This window comes from Streptomyces sp. NPDC101234, assembly GCF_044767525.1.
GTDB classification, from domain to species: Bacteria; Actinomycetota; Actinomycetes; order Streptomycetales; family Streptomycetaceae; genus Streptomyces; species Streptomyces sasae.
On record NZ_JBIWOA010000051.1, the window covers coordinates 25092 to 45157 of the forward strand.

Annotated in this window: 21 protein-coding genes; 12 read left to right on the forward strand and 9 right to left on the reverse strand. The window is 66.5% G+C overall.

The window, feature by feature from the left end:
* Positions 1-428 precede the first annotated feature (428 nt).
* Entirely contained in the window at positions 429-1301 is an 873-nt protein-coding gene (locus tag ACIRR9_RS50050; RefSeq protein WP_403766886.1) for an alpha/beta fold hydrolase, read from the reverse strand.
* A 66-nt stretch (positions 1302-1367) separates the two neighbouring features.
* On the opposite strand from ACIRR9_RS50050, the gene ACIRR9_RS50055 reads away from it, so the two are divergent.
* On the forward strand, positions 1368-1961 hold the full coding sequence (locus tag ACIRR9_RS50055; protein ID WP_403766889.1) for a CGNR zinc finger domain-containing protein: 594 nt from the start codon (positions 1368-1370) through the stop codon (positions 1959-1961).
* Positions 1962-2237: 276 nt separating this feature from the next.
* Here the strand turns inward: ACIRR9_RS50055 and ACIRR9_RS50060 are convergent, their stop codons facing one another.
* Positions 2238-2846: a TetR/AcrR family transcriptional regulator gene (locus ACIRR9_RS50060; RefSeq protein ID WP_403766892.1), complete on the reverse strand. Its 609-nt coding sequence runs from the start codon at positions 2844-2846 to the stop codon at positions 2238-2240.
* A gap of 162 nt (positions 2847-3008) precedes the next feature.
* Here ACIRR9_RS50060 and ACIRR9_RS50065 point away from each other — a divergent pair, with 162 nt between their 5' ends.
* Genes ACIRR9_RS50065 through ACIRR9_RS50075 form a run of 3 tightly spaced genes read left to right on the forward strand, consistent with a single transcriptional unit; the run spans position 3009 to position 5784 of the window.
* A complete protein-coding gene (locus tag ACIRR9_RS50065) occupies positions 3009-4007 on the forward strand; it encodes an NADP-dependent oxidoreductase (RefSeq protein ID WP_403766895.1) in 999 nt (332 codons plus the stop codon).
* 49 nt (positions 4008-4056) lie between these two features.
* Complete coding sequence (locus tag ACIRR9_RS50070) at positions 4057-4923, forward strand: alpha/beta fold hydrolase (protein WP_403766897.1); 867 nt, start codon at positions 4057-4059, stop codon at positions 4921-4923.
* 54 nt (positions 4924-4977) lie between these two features.
* Complete coding sequence (locus tag ACIRR9_RS50075; protein ID WP_403766900.1) at positions 4978-5784, forward strand: strictosidine synthase; 807 nt, start codon at positions 4978-4980, stop codon at positions 5782-5784.
* Between the two features lie 102 nt (positions 5785-5886).
* On the opposite strand, the gene ACIRR9_RS50080 is transcribed toward ACIRR9_RS50075, so the two are convergent.
* Entirely contained in the window at positions 5887-6033 is a 147-nt protein-coding gene (locus ACIRR9_RS50080; protein WP_403766903.1) for a hypothetical protein, read from the reverse strand.
* Between the two features lie 439 nt (positions 6034-6472).
* On the opposite strand from ACIRR9_RS50080, the gene ACIRR9_RS50085 reads away from it, so the two are divergent.
* Entirely contained in the window at positions 6473-7219 is a 747-nt protein-coding gene (locus tag ACIRR9_RS50085) for a haloacid dehalogenase type II (RefSeq protein WP_403766906.1), read from the forward strand.
* Positions 7220-7601: 382 nt separating this feature from the next.
* On the opposite strand, the gene ACIRR9_RS50090 is transcribed toward ACIRR9_RS50085, so the two are convergent.
* A complete protein-coding gene (locus ACIRR9_RS50090) occupies positions 7602-8315 on the reverse strand; it encodes an SDR family oxidoreductase (RefSeq protein WP_403766909.1) in 714 nt (237 codons plus the stop codon).
* Between the two features lie 168 nt (positions 8316-8483).
* Between ACIRR9_RS50090 and ACIRR9_RS50095 the strand changes: the two genes are divergently transcribed.
* On the forward strand, positions 8484-9086 hold the full coding sequence (locus ACIRR9_RS50095) for a TetR/AcrR family transcriptional regulator (protein ID WP_403766912.1): 603 nt from the start codon (positions 8484-8486) through the stop codon (positions 9084-9086).
* Between the two features lie 68 nt (positions 9087-9154).
* Here the strand turns inward: ACIRR9_RS50095 and ACIRR9_RS50100 are convergent, their stop codons facing one another.
* Entirely contained in the window at positions 9155-9370 is a 216-nt protein-coding gene (locus tag ACIRR9_RS50100; RefSeq protein WP_403766915.1) for a hypothetical protein, read from the reverse strand.
* Between the two features lie 643 nt (positions 9371-10013).
* Here ACIRR9_RS50100 and ACIRR9_RS50105 point away from each other — a divergent pair.
* A complete protein-coding gene (locus ACIRR9_RS50105; RefSeq protein WP_403766918.1) occupies positions 10014-11054 on the forward strand; it encodes an NAD(P)-dependent alcohol dehydrogenase in 1041 nt (346 codons plus the stop codon).
* Between the two features lie 67 nt (positions 11055-11121).
* On the opposite strand, the gene ACIRR9_RS50110 is transcribed toward ACIRR9_RS50105, so the two are convergent.
* Together ACIRR9_RS50110 and ACIRR9_RS50115 are read right to left on the reverse strand one after the other, a co-directional pair.
* Positions 11122-11256, reverse strand: a complete 135-nt coding sequence (locus ACIRR9_RS50110) for a hypothetical protein (RefSeq protein ID WP_403766921.1) — start codon at positions 11254-11256, stop codon at positions 11122-11124.
* Entirely contained in the window at positions 11253-12908 is a 1656-nt protein-coding gene (locus ACIRR9_RS50115; protein ID WP_403767002.1) for an IS1182 family transposase, read from the reverse strand. Before ACIRR9_RS50115 ends, ACIRR9_RS50110 begins: the two co-directional genes overlap by 4 nt.
* Positions 12909-13230: 322 nt before the next feature.
* On the opposite strand from ACIRR9_RS50115, the gene ACIRR9_RS50120 reads away from it, so the two are divergent.
* Entirely contained in the window at positions 13231-13521 is a 291-nt protein-coding gene (locus tag ACIRR9_RS50120; protein ID WP_403766924.1) for a hypothetical protein, read from the forward strand.
* A gap of 594 nt (positions 13522-14115) precedes the next feature.
* Here ACIRR9_RS50120 and ACIRR9_RS50125 read toward each other — a convergent pair.
* Positions 14116-14829, reverse strand: coding sequence for an SDR family oxidoreductase (locus tag ACIRR9_RS50125; protein WP_403766928.1), 714 nt, complete (start codon positions 14827-14829; stop codon positions 14116-14118).
* A gap of 164 nt (positions 14830-14993) precedes the next feature.
* Between ACIRR9_RS50125 and ACIRR9_RS50130 the strand changes: the two genes are divergently transcribed.
* Together ACIRR9_RS50130 and ACIRR9_RS50135 are read left to right on the forward strand one after the other, a co-directional pair.
* A complete protein-coding gene (locus tag ACIRR9_RS50130) occupies positions 14994-15644 on the forward strand; it encodes a TetR/AcrR family transcriptional regulator (protein WP_403766931.1) in 651 nt (216 codons plus the stop codon).
* A 407-nt stretch (positions 15645-16051) separates the two neighbouring features.
* Complete coding sequence (locus ACIRR9_RS50135) at positions 16052-17119, forward strand: alkene reductase (protein WP_403766934.1); 1068 nt, start codon at positions 16052-16054, stop codon at positions 17117-17119.
* Positions 17120-17383: 264 nt separating this feature from the next.
* On the opposite strand, the gene ACIRR9_RS50140 is transcribed toward ACIRR9_RS50135, so the two are convergent.
* Positions 17384-17884 (reverse strand): PaaI family thioesterase, encoded by a 501-nt coding sequence (locus ACIRR9_RS50140; protein WP_403766937.1) that lies wholly within the window; start codon positions 17882-17884, stop codon positions 17384-17386.
* Between the two features lie 91 nt (positions 17885-17975).
* On the opposite strand from ACIRR9_RS50140, the gene ACIRR9_RS50145 reads away from it, so the two are divergent.
* Both ACIRR9_RS50145 and ACIRR9_RS50150 read left to right on the forward strand, forming a co-directional pair.
* Positions 17976-18443 (forward strand): winged helix-turn-helix transcriptional regulator, encoded by a 468-nt coding sequence (locus ACIRR9_RS50145; RefSeq protein WP_403766940.1) that lies wholly within the window; start codon positions 17976-17978, stop codon positions 18441-18443.
* A 730-nt stretch (positions 18444-19173) separates the two neighbouring features.
* On the forward strand, positions 19174-20019 hold the full coding sequence (locus tag ACIRR9_RS50150; RefSeq protein WP_403766943.1) for an SDR family NAD(P)-dependent oxidoreductase: 846 nt from the start codon (positions 19174-19176) through the stop codon (positions 20017-20019).
* Positions 20020-20066 lie beyond the last annotated feature (47 nt).

Genomic DNA, 20066 nt, shown 5'->3' on the forward strand with positions numbered 1-20066 from the left:
CACTCAAATCCCCCACGTTTCCGCTACGGACACATCATCGCGAATGGCGGCTGCGGGGAAACCGGCTTGGTCATCCTGCACCGCCGCGCGCGGCGAGGCCGTCCTCCAGCCCGGAAGGAGAACCCTCAAGGTCCGTGCCTTTGCGGAGCGCACCTTCGCTCGCATGCAGAGCCGGCAGGCGCTGCGCAACTGCTGTCTGAAACACAACGGCGTTCACCACACCGTGGCCAGTGGACCGTGAAGCGCGACATGTACGTGTTCCTCGACCCGGACTGCCCAACTGTGCCTTGGACCTGACCACGTGGGAGGCTCTGAACGTTCGACGCAATCGCGCAGGCATTCCGGCGACGGCGGGCACCAAGGCATGTCTTGGGCTGGGCCGCCCCCTCTGGATCCGCACGCCGACAGGTCGCGTCCCGGTGATGGGGTCAGCGGTCGGTCTCACCGGACAGGAAGTCACGCAGATGGCCGAGCAGCGCCACGGGCTGCTCCTCCGCGATGAAGTGACCGCATTCGGGGATCTCCGCGCCAATGACATCGTCCGCGTACGCGCGCCAGATCTCCATGACGGGGAGCCTCGCCGGCCCCCCGGCAGAACCCCACAGCGCCAGCACCGGCATCGTCAGACGCCGACCCGCCACAGCATCGACGTCATCAAGAGCAATGTCCTCCTCCATGGCACGGTAGTCATCGAGGCTGGCACGCAACGCCCCCGGGCGAGAGAACGCACGGACATAGCCATCAACCGCGTCGGGCGTCAGCCCGTGACGGTTGTACGTCCAGCGCTCGAAGAAATACTCGAGGTACCCGCGAACATCCCGGCCCACAAGACGCTCGGGAAGATCGGGCTGCATCTGAAACAGCCAGTGCCAGTACCCGGAGGCAAGGGAAGCATCCATGCGGCGGAACATCTCCCGGGTCGGCACGATGTCGAGCACGGCCAGTCGCTCCACCTGGTCCGGGCGGTCCAGCCCCCAGCGGTGCGCGACACGGGCGCCGCGGTCATGACCTACGACCGCGGCCCTCTCGAAACCGAGCGCCTCGACGAGTCCGGCGATGTCAGCGGCCATGCGGCGCTTGTCGTAACCGGTCGTGGGCTTGTCGCTCAGACCGTATCCACGGAGATCGGGAGCCACGACGGTGTGGTCCGCGGCCAGATCCTCCAGCACTGGACGCCAACAGTCGGAGGTCTGCGGCCAGCCATGCAATAGGACGACCAGGGGGCCTGACCCGGCTCGGGCGTAATGCAGACGGACCCCGTCCACCTGGGTCACACCTGTCGTCGCTGTCGACTCTCGCATGGATAGGCCTCCTTGACTTCGAATCTAACCGTCTTAGGCGGTTAAGCTAGCGTGCAAAATGAATGTGTGACAACGGACGACAAGTGGGTCTGGGACGGTGGGCGAGTATGCCTCGACTTCATCAACACCCTGCGGTATCGGTGGAGCGCGGCCCCGAGCGAGACGCTCCGGACCCCGGAGGACCTCGCGTGCTGGCTTCAGGACGCCGGTCTGCTCGCCCCCGACTCCCCTGGTCCCGTCACGGCGGCCGTTCTGGCCTCCGGGCGACGACTGCGTGAAACTCTCGACCGCGCCGTACTGGCGGTCGTAAACGGCCGATTGCCCACACCCGGCGACGTGACGCTCCTCAACCGATCGGCTGCAGCAGCGCCCCGGCCCGCCCCGCAACTCGTCGTCACCGGCGAGCGCCTGGATCAGGCCGGCACCCCCGGTCTCGCCGACGCCCCCGCAACCGCACTCGCGCTTGTCGCCCAGGACGCCGTCGACCTGCTGCTGTCCGCCGAGATCCGGCGCGTGCGGGTCTGCGCGGCGGACCGTTGCAGCCTGCGCTTCGTGGACCGCTCCCCCGCGCACAATCGCCGCTGGTGCTCCATGTCCCGCTGCGGAAACCGCACCAAGGTCCGTCGCCACCACGCTCGCGCAAGACAAGATGAGCTGTGACAGGAAGCCAACAGAGCAGGTGCCGTCGCACCATAGAACAGCCCGAAAAAAGTGACCGTCCAAGGCCTGCCCCATGGCGGCTCATAGCCCTGTAGCCAGGACGCGGACAGCCGAGTCCGCCTGGGGAGTCTCGTTGTCTGAGCGGCACATGCAGGTGCTGCTCGTCAACAGCCGTGCCGCCTCCAGACGACGGCGGACCTCGGCGACCTCACGCCGCCTGCCCACAAACGTGCCGCCACCAGCTGGCAGGTCACTCGCAGCTCGTCGACCGAGTGGTCATGCGGCGCGTTGGCGAGGTGCCAGGGTGGCGTGGATCTGGTCGCGGATGTCGGCAAGCACGGCTTCGTCGCTGCGGTGCAGGTACACGGTGGCGGTGGTGCTGAGGTGGATGATCGCGGTGATCACACGTGCCAACGTTGCCGCGTCGGCAGCATCTATGTACTCCTCGCGGGTGAGCAGGCCGGTGATGCCTTCCTCGAGGCGGGCGGCGAGAGCGATGCCCGCACGCCGGTAGGGCTCGGCCGGGTCGCCGAAAACGAGCTCGTGCAGGTATGTGCGGCCGTTCTCGATCTGCTCCCTCACGCACGCCACTACGGGACGAATGAGCGCGACAACTGGATCGAGAACACCCTGCCCGTCGACGGCGTCGGCCGCGGCGAGGCCATTGTCGACGGCGGCGGCGAACTTCTCGTTCTGCACCATGATCAGCAACTCCGCCTTCGTGGAGGCATACCGGTACAGGGTGCCGATCGCGACATCGGCCCGATCGGCGACCTGCTGGGTCGTGACGCCGCCGATGCCGTGCCTGGCGAACAGCTCGCCGGCCGCGGTCATGATGCGCTCGCGCTTGTCCTGCCTGGCCCGCTCTCGGCGCCCGATCGGCATGTGACCGCGGCTCATGGAGACCTCCCTTGACAGAAAAACTGAGTCGACTCACAATTGAGTGTACTCGGGTTAGCCGGATCGGGCGAGACTCCAGCGTCCCGCCGAACTGGCGGATCCAGTGGCAAACCTGAACAACTAGGAATGGGCAAGGAGCGGCGCCCCATGAGAGCGTTCGTCGTCACCAAGTACAAGAAGCCGCTCCAGGAGGCGGACGCCCCCGAGCCCACCGTGGGGGAGCACGACGTACTCGTGCGCGTGGAGGCCGCCGGGCTCAACCCGCTGGACGAGAGGATCCGCGCCGGCGAGTTCAAGCTGCTGCTGCCCTACAAGCTGCCGCTCATCCTTGGTAACGATGTCGCCGGCACCGTCATCCGAGTCGGAACGGGTGTGCGCGGCTTCAAGCCCGGAGACGAGGTCTACGCCCGGCCCGACGGAAGCCGTATCGGCACGTTCGCCGAGCGCGTCGCCGTCGCGGAGGGCGACTTGGCGCTCAAGCCCGCGTCGATCAGCATGGCAGAGGCGGGCTCGCTGCCGCTGGTGGCCCTCACGGCTTGGCAGGCGCTGGTGGAGCGCGGGAAGGTGCGGCCCGGGCAGAAGGTTCTCATCCACGCCGGCGCCGGCGGAACCGGTTCGATCGCGATCCAGCTCGCCAGGCACCTCGGCGCCAGTGTCGCCACGACCGCCAGCGGTTCGAACGCGGACTTCGTGCGCGAGCTGGGTGCGGACACAGTGATCGACTACCGCAGCCAGGACTTCGAGCAGCTCCTGTCCGGCTACGACCTGGTGCTCGACAGCCTCGGTGGGGAGAACCTCGAGAAATCGCTGCGGGTGCTCAAGCCAGGCGCCAAGGCCATCGGGATCGCGGGTCCCCCGGACCCCGCATTCGCCCGCGAAGCCGGCCTGAACCCGGCGCTGCGCCTGGCGATCGCGGCTCTCAGCAGAAAGATCCGCACTCACGCGAAGAAGCTCGGCGTGACATACGAGTTCCTGTCCATGCGCGCCAACGGCGACCAGCTTCGACAGATCACCGCCCTCGTCGACCAAGGCGCGTTGCGCCCGGTCGTGGGAAAGGTCTTCGACTTCGACCAGACCCCGCAGGCGCTGAAGTCCCTGTCCAAGGGCGGCATCCGCGGAAAGGCCGTCATCACCGCCAGCAGTTGACCCGCCGCGACCGCGGCGGGCGGCACAACCCACGCGAGGAGAAACCATCATGAGCGACAACGACACCCAGAACGAACCCGTCATCACCTCGTACGCGCAGGCCCCGGCCCGCACCCTCAGCGCCGGAGGCGTCACCTACGCCTACCGCGAGCTGGGTCCGAAGGGCGGCATTCCCGTCGTCTTCTTCGTCCACCTCGCCGCGACCCTGGACAACTGGGACCCGCGCATCATCGACCCCGTCGCGCAGGGCCGTCACGTCATCGCCTTCGACCAACCCGGTGTCGGGGCGTCCACGGGCCAGGTGCCGGACAGCGTCGAGGCGATGGCCGACGACGCCTACACCTTCATCACGGCGCTCGGGTTCGACAAGATCGACATCTTCTCCTTCTCCCTCGGCGGCATGATCGCCCAGGCGCTCGTGGTGAAGCACCCCGAGCTCGTCCGCAAGCTCGTCCTCACCGGCACCGGACCGAAGGGCGGCAAGGACATAGACAAGGTCACCGGCACCACCTACGCGGACATGCTGCGCGCCCTCCTGACCCGGTCCGACCCCAAGGAGTTCCTGTTCTTCAACCGCGACGCCGCCGGTAAGCCCGCCGCCCGCGCGTTCGTCGATCGCCTCTCGGAGCGCACCGAAGACCGTGACGCGAACATCAAGGTCAAGGCGTTCCAGACGCAGCTGAAGGCGATCAAGAAGTGGGGGCGTGGCACCCCCGACGACCTGTCGAAGATCACTCAGCCCACCCTGATCGCCAACGGCGACAACGACCGTATGGTGCCCTCGGTCCTCTCCAACGACCTGCACGAGCGCATCAAGGGCAGTGAGCTGGTCATCTACCCCGACTCCGGGCACGGCGCCATCTTCCAGTACCACGAGGAGTTCGCCCCCGTCGCGGTCGAATTCCTCGCCCCCTGACCACCCCGAACACGTGAACCGCACGTTCCTGACCAGGAGTAGAAGGGCAACACCATGAGCACGTCACAGTCCACCGCGCCACAGCTGGTGAAGAAGCATCTCACCTCTTCGATCCTCCTGTGGGTACGCACCGACCAGCCCCGCCAGACCGGGCTGGACTACTGGAAGGGCCCGCACTCGGGCATCATCTCCGCCACCCCCGGCCTGGACGAGTACCGGCAGATCCACCTCGCCGAGCACAACCCGGGCCGGTGGCCGGTGACCGAGGCGGTGGAGACCGCGATCCCCGCCGAGCGGAAGGTCGACGGGGTCGCGGAAGTGACCTTCCAGTCGGCGCTCGCGCCCCTGCACGGACGCAAGCAGACGCAACTGGCCTACGCGGACGAGATCAACGTGTTCCGCCGCACCCTGCTCTACGCCGGCCCGCCGAACTCGTCCCGCTGGTACGACGTCGCAGGCCCGGGGGAGACGGTCGGTGCCCGCGCCCTGGTCTACCTCCGCCGCCGGGACGGGGTCAGCGGCGGTGAGTTCCGGAAGTTCGTCAAGACGCAGCTCGTTCCCGCACTCGCCGGCACCGGAGCGCTGAAGGAACTGCGTCTGCAGACGTTCCTGCCCTGGATCGAAAAGCTCTGGGACACCCCGAACGTCGCCCACGACAACCCCGACGACCAGCACTTCCATGCCTCCCTCGTCCTCGGGTTCACCGACGCCACGGCACGGGACGCCTTCTTCACCAGCGACGCGGTCGGGGAAGTGTCCAGCCAACTGGCCCCGTTCGCCTCGGCGATCCACGCGTACGACGTCACCGCCGCCCTCACCTACGTCAAGGACGGCGTCATCCTGCCGCACTACGAGGAGTGAGCGGCGAAGGCAGCGAGAGGAACGCCAGAGCTGCCCGGTAATCCGTCTGCCCGGGCTTCCCGAACCACCGACGCCCCCAGACCCCTCCACCACGGGCACACCTCACCCCTGGTCGCGCAGATCACTTCCGCCGGCCCGCCCGTCAACCCCGTCGTCGGCGAAGCCGTCCTTCGCCTCACCGAGATCGTCGAGGAACCGGCCACCGACCCGCACATCCAGGTCGTGGTGCTCGACAGCGCCACCCCCCACTTCTTCTACAACCACTTCGACCGGGCCGCCGCCGACTTCCCCGCCCCCAAAGACCAGGACGAGGCGCCGGCATGGACGAATCCGGTCCCGAAACTCTCCACAACGCCCACCAGCACGATCGCGGCCGTCCGCGGACACACCCACGGCCCGCCCGGACAAGCCGGGCACCCTTCTCCCCCCTCACACGAACCTGGTCGCCGCCTACGACAAGTTCGCCCACCCCCCCTTTCTGGGTTCCTCACCCGCACCGTCAGCACGCAGGCAGACATCGAACAGGCCGGCACCGGCTTCGAGTACCGCCTCGGGCAGTTCATCGGCATCACCGACCACCAACGCTGACACCCCAGCACACGCACACGGGAGATGCCACGGCCGTGTCCGTGCATCGCTGGAGCTCGCTACCTTTTCTTCGTTTCCGTGGCCGATCAGGAGAAGACCAATGGCGCGAAACCCTGCTACCGCCGACGACGGCCGATTGACCGGCACGGCTGTGGACGCGGTGGTGTTCGACGTATTCGGCACAGTGGTCGACTGGCGCACCGACGTCGCCGGCGAATTCGAGCGCGTCGGCACCCGCGTCGGGGCACAGGCCGACTGGATGGAACTCACCACCGAGTGGCGCAGCCTGTACCCCCCCACACTGCTGCGGGTGGTGTCGGGGGAAATTCCTTGGCAGTCGCTGGACGGACTACACCGGATGATGCTCGACGAATTGCTCGCCAAGCACGGCCTGACCGAGTTCAGCGACACCGACCGGGCCGAACTCGTCCAGGCCTGGCACCGCCTGCGCCCATGGCCCGACAGCCCCGACGGCCTGTCCCAACTGCGCGAAACCCATATCACCGCCACCTTGTCCAATGGCAGCATCGGGCTCCTCATTCAACTTGCCCGCACGGGCGGATTGCCGTTCGACACCATCCTGTCCGCCGAGCTGATCCACAGCTACAAGCCCGACCCGAAGGTGTACCTGATGGCCGCCGAACAACTCGGCGTCTCACCGCAGCGACTGTTGATGACGGCCTGCCACGTCGAGGATCTGCGGGCCGCCGCCGACGCGGGGCTGCGCACCGCGTACATTCCACGCCCGCTGGAGTGGGGCCCCGACCGTCCGGCGCCAGCAGCGCCGGACTGGGTCGACCTCACCGCGACCGACATCTCCGACCTGGCCCGGCAACTCGCCCGCTAGAAACGTCCTGAAGATCTTGGAAATGCGCCGCCCGAGTTGCACCGGTTGATAGCGATTGGAATTTGCCAGCGATCCGGGGTGAGTCGGGCGGCCGGAGCAAGATCTTCAGCAGCCTCCTGGGGCCTGTTCCGAGTTTCCCGCCTGCGCCGCGACGCCTGGCACGCGCGCACTCGCTGCACTGTCGGGGTCGCCCGCGTACGCCCAGTACGCGGGCCACCCTGCGCCTTGCGACCTGGGGCCCCATCGGATGGGGTGCGGATCCTCGCACTCAGCGGCTCGACGACCACGGCTGCTCGCACTTCCTCGACGCCGGCCAGCGGTGCGAACACCACGGGTCTCGGAACTCCGATGTGGAGAGATCACGCCGGGTCGAGGAACAGAGTCAGGCGCTCGTGCTGCGCAGCTCCGGGTAGAGCGCCTCGATCGGGCCACTCAGAGCCGACTTGACCTGAGCGGTCGACTCGTCGGCCAGGACCTCGTATTCGCCGGCCTCGACGGCGTCGTACACCGCTGTCACCAGCTCTGCCGGCAGCAGCTTGGGACCGTCGACGTACGCGGCCATGGGGGTGTCGACGTAACTCATGTGCACACCCGTCACGTGGATACCCTTGGCTCCGAGCTCGAGGCGCAGCGAGTTGGTGGCCGACCACAGCGCGGCCTTCGAGGCGCTGTAGATGCCTCCGCCGGCGTACCAGCTGGCAATGGAGTGCACGTCGACGAGGACCGCCTCCGGTTTGGCGGCAAGGGTCGGTGCGAAGGCGCGGGCGAGGAGGACGGGTCCGAAGAAGTTCGTCTCCATGTTCGCCCGGATGTCCGCCTCGGTGACGTCCAGCAGGCTCGCGCTCGGCGGGGTCGCGCCCGCGTTGTTGATGAGCACGGTGACATCTGGTGCGGCGGTAACGGCCGCGTCGATCGACGAGGAGTCGGTGACATCGAGCGTCAGGGGGATGATGCGCTCATCGTTCCAGCTGCGGGGGAAGCGGGCGGTGGCGTAGACCTTGGCGGCGCCGCGGGCCAGGGCGTCATGGACGAAGTGGGTGCCGATACCGCCATTGGCACCGGTGACGAGGACAACTGCGCCATCAAGGGAGGGCATTGGTGTTCCTTCCTTCCAAGGGGTGTGAAGCGCGTGACTGTGCATAGAGGGAGCCAATGGCTCCTTGCCTCGCCGTGGGAGAATGAGCGGAGCCACATTCGAGCCCACACGTTAGTGACTGACATCATAACTGAGTACAGTCAGGTTCTATTCCCGGAGGACACCGTCATGTCTGCCGCCACCCAGCCGGTCGGACGGCGCGAGCGGAACAAGCAGGACAAGCTCGACCGCATCATCGCCGCCGCCAGCGAGCTGTTCGCTGAACGCGGCATCGACGAGGTCACAACCCAACAGATCGCCGACAAGGCTGACATCGGCACCGGGACGCTTTTTCTTTACGCCAAGACCAAAGGCGAGCTTCTCCTGCTTGTGCAGAACACCAAGTACGCCGAAGCGCTCAAACAGGGTCAGGCGGACGCCGAGAGCATCCCAGGCGTACTGGACGCGGTGCTGGCAATCGTTCGGCCGATCGTGGAATGCAACCGCACCCAGATCGACAACGGACGCACCTACCTACGAGAGATGGTCTTCGGCAACCCCGAAGAGCCCCGGCACGGCGAAGCTCTCGCCATTGTCGCGCAGGCCGAGGAGGCCATCGCCGGCGTACTACGCCGAGACGAGCGGGTGACAGAGGGCGATGCCACGGCGCTGGCACACATCGTGTCGGCCGTGATGTTTCTCAGCTTGGCGGCGAGCCCAAACGTCACCTTGAGCGTCCAGGAGATCGTGCACGACATCCGAGGGCAGGTTGACGTCCTACTGCCTCGCTGAAGTGCGGCCCAGCTCGCATGACTTCGTGCCCTGGGCGCTTGGATTCCTCGGGTCCGGAACCTGAGGGGCTACCGCAGGAGCGGGGCCTCACGGCCTTCGAGTTGACGCCCGGCCCTCCGGCGCAGGATGGCAGCGGCGAAGACGACCGCACGGCGGCCGCCGAGTACGTCGACCTCGCCTCCCTGGGCCGCCTTACCGACATCCCACCGGAGGCCCCTGATCGACGCCGTGCGCGCGTCGGAGTCGCCGCCGAGGCTGGACACCAGCGGGGCGACGTTGACCACGGATCAGGCTGGGTCCCAGTCACCAAGTGACAACTAATAGTCGCATCAAGACAAGTTTCCGGACCTCGCGCGGTGCCAGCATTTTCGTCGGCGTCACCGCGCCAGCGTGACGATCTCCGTCTTCGAGGAACCAGACAGAGCGATGCAAAACCATGTTCATGCAGGACAGACCGTCGTCCCGAGCGGTCAAGGCGACGCCTGCGCGAGGAACACCTCATGCCGATGAAGGCAGTCGTCATGATCGACAGCGGCCTCGATGCGGTCGAGGTGCCGCTCTCGCAGCCCTGACCTCGACCTCGTCGTAGCAGGAGACGTTATCTGCGCCGGTATCCGCCAGCTCTTTCGTGAGGCGCAGGATGGCGGCATCAAGGTCTGGCTTGGTGCCATCGACACCATCGCGCGACAGAGGTCTCGCCGCATCGTCGCTGGCCATAGGAACAAGAACCTCGGCGACGGCGCCCGTACGTCACCGAGGCCGACGAGTACCTGTCCTCGGCCGCCGAGGTTCTCGCCGAAGTTCACCGCTCTGGATTTCCTCCAACACCCTGCTGGAGCGATTTCCCCCTCGTGACACGAATGGCGCGCTGCGGGTCGGCGCCACGGCCCAGTACGCCTGACCACACACATTGAGGAGTCCCCCGGCATGACCACCGTTGCTGCCTACGCCGCCCCCGCCGCCAATGCTCGCCTGGAGCGCACCACCATCGAGCGCCGCGAGGTCGGTGAGTTCGACGTCCTGATCGACATCAAGTTCGCCGGTATCTGTCACACCGATATCCACCAGGCCCGCGAAGGCTGGGGCGAGGCGATATTCCCGATGGTGCCGGGCCACGAGATCGCGGGCATCGTCTCCGAGGTGGGCCCCGGTGTCACCAAATTCGCCGTCGGCGACCGGGTGGGCGTCGGCTGCCTGGTCGACTCCTGCCGCGAGTGTGAGAACTGCAAGGCGGGTCTGGAGCAGCATTGTGCCCAGGGCATGGTCGGCACGTACAACGCCGTCGGCAAGGACGGCGAGCCCACCTACGGCGGCTACTCCGAGAAGATTGTCGTGGACGAGAACTACACCCTGCGCATTCCCGACGGCCTCTCCCTCGACGCGGCAGCGCCGCTACTCTGCGCCGGCGTCACCGTGTACTCCCCGCTGAAGCGCTGGCACGCCGGCCCTGGCAAGAAAGTCGCGATCCTGGGCATGGGCGGCCTCGGCCACATGGGCGTCAAGATCGCACACAGCCTCGGCGCCGAGGTGACCGTCCTGTCGCAGTCCCTGCGCAAGCAGGAAGACGGCCTGAAGCTGGGCGCCAACCACTACTACGCCACCAGCGACCCTAAGACCTTCGAGGAGCTGTGCGGCACCTTCGACCTGATCCTGTCGACCGTGTCCGCCCCCCTGGATCTGGACGCCTACCTGTCGCTACTGAAGACGGACGGCGCCTTCGTGAACGTGGGCGTGCCCGAGGAGCCCGTCAGGCTCAACCTCTTCTCGGTGGTCGGCGGTCGCAAAGCCCTTGCGGGCTCCTTCATCGGCGGCATCCAGGAGACCCAGGAAATGCTGGACTTCTGCGCCGAGCACGACTTCGGCGCCGAGATCGAGCTGATCAGCGCGTCCGAGATCAACGACGCGTACGAGAGAGTACTGGCGAGCGATGTCCGCTACCGCTTCGTGATCGACGCCGCCACCATCTGATGTGCTGCGCCACAAACGGGTGGGAAAATTCAACTGAAGCTTCTCCGCGATCTTGGACACTCGATGCTTACGCCACGAGGACGCGTTGTTGTCCCAGTCGCTGCCGGATCTCCAGCGGGGTGAGGTAGCCCCAGAGCGGATGGCGGCGTGGGCGCTGTCGGTTGTAGAAGGTCTCAACGACCCTGTTGTCCAATTGGTTCATGCAGTGAGTTCGAGGGCCGCGAGCCGGGAAGTTCTGGTCTGGGCGAGCGAGGTGCCGTTCCACCAGGCGTTGAGCCGGATCAAGTTGACGGCAGTGGCGGTCAGGACATGGCTGAGGTGTGTCTTGGCCAGGCCGCGATAGCGGGTTCGGCGCATGCCGCCGACGGCGACGGCTTGGTGGATGGTTCCCTCGATACCGGCCCTGGCGGCGTAGCGTTCCTTCCACACCCTGGTGGTCTGCTCGGCGCGGACGCGTTCGAGCAGGGCGTCTTGTCCTTGTGGTCGGACGGTGAGCTGTCGGCCGTACTGGGTGGAGCGGGTGCACTGGTCACGGACGGGGCAGGGAGAGCAGGTCGTGGTCGCGAAGCGGATTCTGATCGCGTCGCGGCCGTTGTTGTCTAGGCCGGTTGTCCAGTAGCGGCTGGTCTGGCCCGATGGACAAGTGGCGTTCTGTTCCTGCCAGTTGATGGTGAAGGCGGACTCGCCGAATCCGGCGGACCTGACCTGTTGCGGGGTGCTGTTCGGCCGGACCGGTGCGACCACACAGATTTCGCGTTCGACGGGAGCGGTCAGCAGGAGTTCGGCGGAGGAGTATCCCGAGTCCAGGAGGTGTTCGGCGGGCTTGAGGCTCTTGGTGGTGAGGGCGTCGTGCACGACGTCGACGACGGTGGCATCGTTCGCGGTGGCATCAGTGGTCACCACGTGGGTGATCAGATGCGGCTGCCCGCAGCCGGTGCAGTCCTCGCTCAAGTGGACCTTGTAGCCGGTCCAGGCCGAGCCGCGCTTGTGTGAATAGCGGGCCTCGGGATCGTACGGCGAGGCGATCAGCGCTCTGCCAGGCGGGAGATCATCCTTGCCGCGCCAGCCCACCTCTTGCACTCCGTCGGTGACGGTGCGTGTGAACTGCTGGATCCAGACCGTCCGTAGCACGGTCATTGCGGGGATCTCACGCAGCCATATCGGTGCCGTGGATGTGCGAACGGCTTCGAGTAGACGGTAGCCGTCGGCAGCAATCTGCTGGGCCAGCCGGTCGCGTTCGGACCGTTCGGAGGGCAGCCGGTAGGCATCGGTTCTGGCGCCGTAACGCTTCTGCCATGCCGGGTCCATCCAGCTCACGAGCCACTGCGCACTGGCCGCGGACAGTGCTTCCAGGCAGGCCCGGAGTGTCTCGCCGATGAACTCCAGTCGGTTCAGGCGGCGGACGGCCGCCAAGACGTGAGTGGAGTCGGTGCGCTGCCGCCCTCCGGCGCTGACCAGGCCCTGGCCGGCCAGGCGCTCCAGCAGCAGGTCCAGCACCCGCTCCTCCATGCCGTGGTCCAGCAGTCGTTGCCGGAACCCGGTGAGCACCGTGAAGTCGAAGCCGGGATCGGTGAGTTCCAGTCCCAACAGGTACTTCACGTCGATCCTGGCCCGCACGGCATGCGCTGCCTGCCGGTCCGTCAGGTTCTCAACGAATTGCAGCACGCTTACCAGGGCGAGCTGCCCGGGCGAGATACCAGGACGGCCGCGGTCCCCGAACGCCTCGCGGAACTCCTCATTCGAGAACACTGAACCGAGTTGGTCGCGGATCCGCATCGCAAGACACCCCTTCGGGAACGCCGCATGCGCGACCGCACTCGTCCCATCAGGAACACCGCCAGAAACCGATCCCATAGACACAGCCGTTACCCCCTGCCGCAGGGCGACCTCTTCACGCCCCCCTGACCAGCAGGATCCGTCTCTCCGCCGGCCTCCGACCGAGTGATCGACGTAAACTCCCTCGAATTGAGCAACAGGGTCTCTCAACGAAAGCGAAGATGGCCGCGCGGGCGCTGATCCGGTCGGGCCCGCGAAGGGTTCCGATCAGCAGAGCGAAGAACGACTCGGCGGCGGCATTGTCGAAGCAGGAGCAGGTGCGGGCCATGCTCTGCCGCAATCCCAACAGGCCTATCTCAAAACGCAGTTCGTCCGAGGCGTATTCACTGCCGCGGTCCGAATGCACAATGCATCCACCGAACGACTCCCGCTCGCCATCGACCGCGACCACGCCCTGGAAGCCATCCTCACCAGCGACTACTACGACGCCGACACCGCCGACCGCTGGGGCTGGATGACCCGCGCCGTGCCCGATAACGACTCGACGCCTCCGCCGACTGGATCGTCGCCCGGCTCGCGTCCCTCGACCGCACCTCACTGGCCGACTCTGCTGCTCGTTTCAGCGGGCGGTCACGCGCCGCGCCTCCAGGGCCTCGGCCGCGCCCGGCCTGCCTGCATCTGCACGCTCTGATGGTCGTATCCACACGGTGTCATCACGCCGGGTATTTGCGCAGCAGAGTCCCGGCTTCGGCCAAAGCCCAGATCAACCGGGCATCCCTGCCCCTGGACGCGGACCTGGCCGCCGCCCATTGCAAGTTCGCCCGCTCCCCTACTCTCCCGGGTTCCCCACCCGCGCTGTCGACACGAAGGCCGTCGTCGAACAGGCCGGCATGAACTTCGAGTACCGCCTCGGGAATGACATCGGCATCGCTGACACCCCACCACGACACGAACACATAGGCAGCAGACGCCGCAGCCGCGTCCGCTAGTCGCTCGGGCCGGCTACCTGTTCGTCGTTTCCGCGGCCGACCAGGAGAAAGCGGTGGCCGCGCGGGCGGATCGCCGTTCGATACCATCCTGTCCGCCGAGCTGATCCACAGCCACGAGCCCGACCCAAAGGTGTGCCTGATGACCGCCGCACAACTCGAAGTCTCGCCGCGGTGGCTGCTGATGACCGCTTGCCACGTCGAGGTGCCGACGTACGGGCTGCGCACCGCATACGTTCCACGCCCGCTGAAAAGGGAGCCCCGACGTGGAAAGACCACGTCAGGGTCGAAGATCAAGCTCAGGCGCTCGTGGTGCGCAGTTCCGGGTAGAGCGCCTCGACCGGGCCGCTCACAGCCGATTTGACCTGCGCGGTCAGCTCGTCGGCCAGGACCTCGTATTCGCCGGCCTCGACGGCGTCGTAGACCGTCGTCACGAGCTCTGCCGGCAGCATCTTGGGTCCGTCAGCGTGAGCGGCCATGGGAGTGTCGACGTAGCCCATGTGCACGCCCGTCACGTGGACGCCCTTGGGTGCGAGCTCGATGCGCAGCGAGTTGGTGGCCGACCACAGTGCGGCCTTGGCTGCGCTGTAGATGCCGCCGTAGGCGTACCAGCTGGCAATGGAGTGCACGTCGACGAGGGCTGACTCCGGCTTGGCAACGAGGATCGGCGCGAAGGCGCGGGCGAGGAGGACGGGTCCGAAGAAGTTCGTCTCCATGTTCACCCGGATGTCCGCCTCCGTGACGTCCAGCAGGCTTGCGCTCGGCGGGTTCACGCCCGCGTTGTTGATGAGCACGGTGACATCTGGTGCGGCGGCGACGGCCTCGTCGATCGACGCGGGGGCGGTGACATCGAGGGTGAGGGGGACGATGCGCTCATCGTCCCACGTGCGGGGAGAACGGGCGGTTGCGTAGACCTTGACGGCGCCGCGAGCCAGGGCGTCATGGACGAAGTGGGTTCCGATGCCGCCGTTCGCTCCGGTGACCAGGACAACTGCTCCGTTCAGGGAAGGCATGTTCGCGATCTTTCTGTTGTGGGGAAGCTGCACCGGTCGGCGCCGCGGGTGAGGTCGTTCACCCTGGGTGGGTTGATCGGTCAGGCGCATCGCCGCGAAGCAGGGAGCCGCGGGCCGCTGTGGGAGAATGGCAGGGAGAGTATTCAGTCCCCCCAATAATGACTGTGGTCAGAACTGAGCATAGTCATCACTTATTCCCGGAGGACACCGCCATACCTGCCGCTTCCCAGCCGGCCGGACGGCGTGAGCGGAACAAGCAGGACAAGCTCGACCGCATCACCGCCGCCGCCAGCGAACTGTTTGCCATGCACGGTGTCGACGAGGTCACGACCCAGCAGATCGCCGACAAAGCCGACATCGGCACTGGAACGCTTTTCCTCTACGCCAAGACCAAGGGCGAGCTCCTACTGCTCGCGCAGAACGCCCGATACGCCGAAGCACTCGAGCGGGGCCGGGCGGATGCCGAGACCATTCCCGGCACGCTGGACGCGGTACTGGCGATCGTCCGGCCGATCGTGGAATGCAACCGCACCCAGGTCGACAACGGTCGCACCTACCTGCGGGAGATGGTCTTCGGCGACGCCGAGGAGCCTCGTCACGGCGAAGCGCTCGCCATGGCCGCACAGGCCGAGGAGGCCATCGCCGCCGTGCTGCGCCGAGACGAACGGGTGGGTGATGGCGATGCCTCGACGCTGGCACGCATCGTGTCGGCCGTGATGTTCCTCAGCATGGCGGCGAGCGTGAACATCACCTTGAGCGTCGAGGAGATCCTGCAGGACATCCGGGGTCAGGTCGGCATCCTGCTGGCGCGCTGACTCCAGATCAGGCATCCAACGCAATTCATTGCGGTTTGTCGCTAAATCCGGCTACAGACGGCGGCCGTAGCAACGTACAGATGTGCGGCCAGCCGAGTCCAGGCCGATGGCCACCAGCCCGGGTCCCGACGGCCGCCTACCTGGGCACCACCCACTTCGAGAACGGCGACGCCGCTGCGCCGCACGCGCCCCCCGGAGTCCCGCTTGCATTCATCAGTGACACAACATAGTATTACGTTTGTAATTCTATTTGGATGTCGACGCTGGCCTGTCCGGAACCGCTCACGATGGGCACAACACCGGGCTCCGGGCCAGGAAGGCAGAGGGCCTTCGCCTCAGTCGCCCTCACCTTCGCGGTGACCGTCGCATCCACGGCTGTCCGCCACCCGTAACCCGAGGAATCATCCATGCTCAATGCCCTGTGGAACCCGACCACCGTCGGAAAGATCTCACTGCCGCACCGGCTGGCGATGGCCCCCCTGACCCGGAGCCGGGCCACCCCGGAAGGGGTGCCGACCGAGCTGAACGCCGAGTACTACGCCCAGCGCGCATCCCACGCCCTCATCATCACGGAGGGCACTCAGCCGTCCGCCGACGGACAGGGCTATCCGGTGACCCCGGGCATCTACACCGTCGAGCACATCGCCGGCTGGCGAAAGGTCACCGACGCCGTACACAAGGCTGATGGGCGCATCTTCATCCAGTTGATGCACACCGGGAGGATCTCCCACCCCGAGAACACGCCCCACCACCGACAGCCGGTTGCCCCCTCCGCGATCAAGGCCGGCGGTCTCACCTTCACCGCCTCCGGGCCCCAGGAGATGCCGGTCCCGCGTGAGCTGTCCACCGAGGAAGTCGCCACGACGGTCGACGACTTCCGGCGCGCCGCCGCGGCCGCCATCTCGGCCGGCGCCGACGGTGTCGAGATCCACGGCGCCAACGGCTACCTCGTCAACCAGTTCCTCTTCCCGAGTGCCAATCAGCGCACGGACCAGTACGGCGGCTCCCTCGACAACCGCATCCGGTTCGCGGTAGAGGTCGCCACGGCCGTGGCGGACGAGATCGGTGCCGGCCGGACCGGCTTCCGGATCTCTCCCGGTAACCCGTTCCAGCTCAACGACCTCGTGGAGGACGACCCTCACGACCTCTACCCGCACCTGCTGCGAGCCCTCGCGCCACTCGACCTCGCCTACCTGCACATCGGACACGGCGGCGACGAAGAACTCCTGCACACCCTCCGCAAGTTGTGGCCCACCACGCTGCTTCTGAACCGGGCCGGCACGGACATACCCACCCGCGTCAAGGACATCGAGGACGGCCTGGCCGACGTCATCACCGTGGGTTCGATGGCGCTCGCCAACCCCGACCTGGTCGAGCGAGTGCGCACCGACGCCCCCCTGAACACTCCGGACCCGGCCACCTTCTACGGTGGCGGCGCAGCCGGTTACACCGACTACCCGACCTACAGCGCCTGAGCAAAGCGTCGAGGTGTCCGAGGGAAGATCTGTTCCCTCGGACACCTCGACGTGGTTGTGGCAGAGGAAGAGCCTGACGATCGAGAGCTCGCGAGTGGCTCACTGAAATCTCTACGGCCGACCAACAGACCTCACGGCCTCAATAGTCAGGACGCCACAGGTTCAAGGCAGGCTGGGAAGGGTCACAGTGAATGACCCTCGGCATGATCCCGCGCAACATCCTCCGAAGTGAGACAAGGAAGATGGGGAAGTCTCGTCGACTCGTCACTCTTTCGGGACAGGCACCGGGAAGAGCAGGCAGCTACTGGTGGCGTGGGCAAGCAGGCGGTCCCCCGCGTCGAACATCTGGGCCTGAGCCAAGGCAGTTCGACGGCCACTGCTGACAACCGTGCCGATGGCGCGCACCGTACCCGTGTCCACTGTGACCCGCCGCAGGAATTTCACCGTCAGATCGAGTGAGGTGTAGGCCACACCCTGCGGGAGGGTGGACTGGACCGCGCAGCCCGCCGCCGAATCAAGCAGGGTGGCGAAGATGCCACCATGCACGCTGCCGATCGGGTTGTAGTGCTCCTCGCCTGGCGTCAGCGAGAAGACCGCCCTGCCGGGCTCCACTTCGTCCAGAGTGAAGTCGATTGCGTAATTGATGGGCGGCCCCGGCAGCCGCCCCGCACGCAGCTCACGGAGGAAGTCGATGCCGGCCATGCGTCCGGCGACCTCCGCCAGCGCCGCGGGATCTTCCCAGTGATACGTGCGTGTTCGTCCCACAGCCGAGCACCTTCCATCTGGCTTTTATTGATGAAGCTAGCTTCCAGCCCACCTGGCTGTCAATGGTGAAGCCAGGCTCTACGATGGCAGGATGGAGTGGCTTGAGACGAGCACGGACAACTGCCCCATCCAGCGCACGCTCGACACCATCGGCGAGAAATGGACGCTGCTGATCCTGCGTGACGCCGTCAATGGAGTCCGCCGCTTCGACGACTTCCACCGCCACATCGGCGTGTCAGAGGCGGTCCTCAGCGACCGCCTCCGGAAGCTGACGTCGGCCGGCATCCTGAAGACCGTTGCCTACCAGGAGCCAGGCAGTCGGCCGCGCAACGAGTACCGCCTGACCCGAAAGGGCTGGGATCTGTGGCCCGTCCTGATGGCGCTGAGCCAGTGGGGTGAGGCGTATGCCCTCGGCCCGGAAGGCCCTGTACTGGATGTCCGCCACGCAGACTGCGGTGCCCCGCTCCGCGTCGTCGTCGAGTGCTCGGCGGAACACACGGCCCTCACTCACAAGGAGGTCACCGCCCGACCGGGACAAGGCACCCGCCTCCGGTCGTAAGCCATCGACCTCGCAGCCGCGTATGCCGGGCGCCGACAGAGCAGCAGCTCTCCATCATCAGGAACGCACATCCTCTCCGGCGAAGAGCACTACACCATCACTGACCGGTGCGAACCAATTGAGACGTCCCAGCCGACAACGGCGCGTACTCATGGCCGAAGGAAGCCGAGCAGCCGGGAGTTGCATGCTCGGCGATCCCACCGAACACGCCCAGCCCGGCCCCGCGGGCCGTCCTCTCTCGGCGAGATCGCCGACTGGATCCCGCTCCGCTTCGGGAGCAGCCGCCAGCGACCGCCGCGGACTCGGCCACCGTCCGCAACAGGATCCCGGCCAGCGTGGCGGTCAACCGACGACCGGCGGAACCTTGCCGAAGAGAGACGGGAATTGATCCGTCGACACCGGCCGGGCGACGGGCCAGCGGGATGCCGTGCATGCCGACAAAACCGCAACGCTCGCCGTCGCTCGGCATGAGGTTCATGGGACAGCACCCAGTGCGTGACGACGGCCAAGTCGAGACATGAATCGATGGCGCGCGATCACTATACATTTCATATAGCCCTTGCTAGCGTCCGCTTCAAGCCAAAGGAGCCGCTGGCTAGTCAGCAGGTGCTTTTCGCGGGAGCGATGCGCCGACAGGTGAGAGCGACGTCCCCCCTCGGCTCCGAATGCGCACTCGCCACAATTCCCGCCGACGCGGACGACACCCCATGACTGAAGACGAGGCACCCACATGATCGAATACGAGCTCGCCGGCAAGGTCGTACTCATCACCGGTGGCACCGGCGGACTGGGTAGCGCGACTACTCGGGCCCTCGTTTCCCGCGGCGCGCGGGTCGGCATCGTGGATCTGCATCCGAACACGCCGGAGATCGCCGCACGCATTGCGCCGTCCGGCGTCGCAGGCTTCACCGCAGACGTCTGCGACCGCGAGGCGCTCGACGATGCCGTAGCCCACTTCTGTGAGCGGTTCGGGCGGGTCGATGTCGCCATTGCGAACGCCGGCATCATGGGGCGCGGCTCCACTCTTCACAGCATGCCGGCCCCCGCGATCGAAAAGGTACTGGCTGTGAATGTCAACGGTGTCATCAACACCGTGAAGGCCACGATGGACCAGATCGTCGCCAACCAGGGCCAGCTCGTACTGATCAGTTCGGTGTTCGCCTTCGTCAATGGCATGGGGGCGATTCCCTATGCGATGAGCAAAGCCGCGGTGGAACAACTCGGACGCGGACTCCGAGTGGAACTCGCTCAGCACGGCGCCTCCGCCACCACCGCCTACTTCGCGATGATCCAGACGGACATGATCAGAAACGGGGTCGACGAGGACCCTGCGATCAGTGCGCTCGTGTCCAGCACAACACCGCGGCCGCTCCGCAAGCGCCTTGAGCCGGACGAGGCCGCCGAGGCCATCGCGCATGCCATCGAGCATCGTTCACCCCGCGTGATCCGGCCGACCCGCTGGACAGCGCTGTCCATGCTGCGCGGGGTGATCAACCCGGCGATCGACACGCGTCTGACACGGGACCTCGGAGTACGCGCGCTTCTCGGCAAACTCGAAGGGCGTTCAGTCCGGTAGCCGCGGCTTCACGAGGGCCGGGCCGGATGGAGCGTCCCGGTCCTCGT